The organism is Actinoplanes sp. NPDC026670 (assembly GCF_040638175.1).
GTDB lineage: Bacteria > Actinomycetota > Actinomycetes > Mycobacteriales > Micromonosporaceae > Actinoplanes.
Map to the genome: position 1 here is coordinate 1 of NZ_JBEZXU010000189.1, position 1379 is coordinate 1379.

Here is a 1379-nt window from a genome sequence, read left to right on the forward strand (position 1 = left end):
GTCTAGTTGATCAGCAGGCTCGTGGCCCATTGGATGGCGGTGCCGGTAGCGAAGATGTGCAGGCTGAGGGCCACGCCGGCGGGGCCCGTGATCAGGCCGGACGGCGCGGGAGTGGTGTCGGTGGCGTGCTGGATCAGCAGCCGCGTCAGGTGTGGCACGGCGGCGGGCAGGCTGGTGTCGCGGGCGTCGGCGGCGGCGTACCAGAGCGTGGCGGCGAGCCCTGCCCAGCCGTGGCACAGCGACGGGTCGATGACCTGGTTGAGCTGAACGGGGTCGGCCATACAGCGGGCCAGCGCCTCCTCTGCCGCCTGCTGTCGGGCGCAGTCGCCGAGGGCGATTCCGGCGAGTTGGTGGGCGCGTGCGATACCCGGGGTGCCATAGCACCAGGACGGCCGCGCCGGTCCGCTCGCGGCGGGCTTACCGGCGTGCAACTCCGCGGCGGTGATTTTCTCGGGCCACCAGGGGCCCGCAGGGCCTGTCTGCTGCCACCTGTCCAGCCATGAGCAGATCCGACCGATCGCCTCGGTCTGTCCCGGCACACCGATGTGCTGACGCATGGCCAGAGCCAGCAGGGCCAACGGGCCGGTAATGCCGTGCGCCATACCGAGGTTGGCATGTCCGCCCCGCTCAGGTCCCTCGCCATCGGGTGGATCCGCGCTCCACCAACCCGGCGCGAGCCGGCCGGCCTCGTCGAAGGCGTCGACCGGCTCGGTGAGCCGCACCAGGTACATCAGCACCTGGCGCAGCAGGTCGCCGTCAGGGGAGCGGCGCAGCAGGTGGGCTCCAAGGCCGGTCAGCCCGCGTACTAGGTCGAACTCTGACAGCGAGGGCCGGGCACCTGCTGCGAGGCGTGCCTCGGCAGCGGCCAACCGACGCCCGGTCAGGTCCGCGACGGCACGATCAAGGGCGTCCAGGGCAGCCAGGTGGGCGTGTGGCATAGCCGTGGTCAGCGCATGGGTGACAGCGGGTGCACCGAACCACAGCCCCGCTCCGGCACCGTTGTTGAGCGTCTCCGCACTCGCGCGGCGCAGCCACGCACGGACCGGCTCCCAGCCACCGTGACCCGTCTGCGCGCGCACCCCGTGCAGGATCGCCACCCCGGCGGCCCCCTTGGACAGCGATTGGCCGTACCAACGTGTGCTCCGTGGCCCGTAGTCGTCTCCAGCATGGTTCGGGGCCGGCGGTTCGGTCAGGCTGTCGGTGATGCGCGACGCCATCGTCTCGGCCGCTCGGAGCAGCGCAGCGTCCAGCAGCGTGACGGTCATCGAGAGGGCCCCGTGGTGCGCACACGACGGCGGACCGCAGCCAGCGCGATGTGCCGGGCGAGTCGATACGTGACCTGCTCGGCAGCCTCGTCAGGACCGTGGACGCGAACGAAG

1 protein-coding gene is annotated in these 1379 nt (G+C 71.6%); it reads right to left on the reverse strand.

Annotated features, from left to right (window positions below; genetic code table 11):
* Window positions 1-2: 2 nt before the first annotated feature.
* Entirely contained in the window at window positions 3-1265 is a 1263-nt protein-coding gene (locus tag AB0E94_RS52985) for a lanthionine synthetase C family protein (RefSeq protein ID WP_357084412.1), read from the reverse strand.
* Between the last annotated feature and the right edge of the window lie 114 nt (window positions 1266-1379).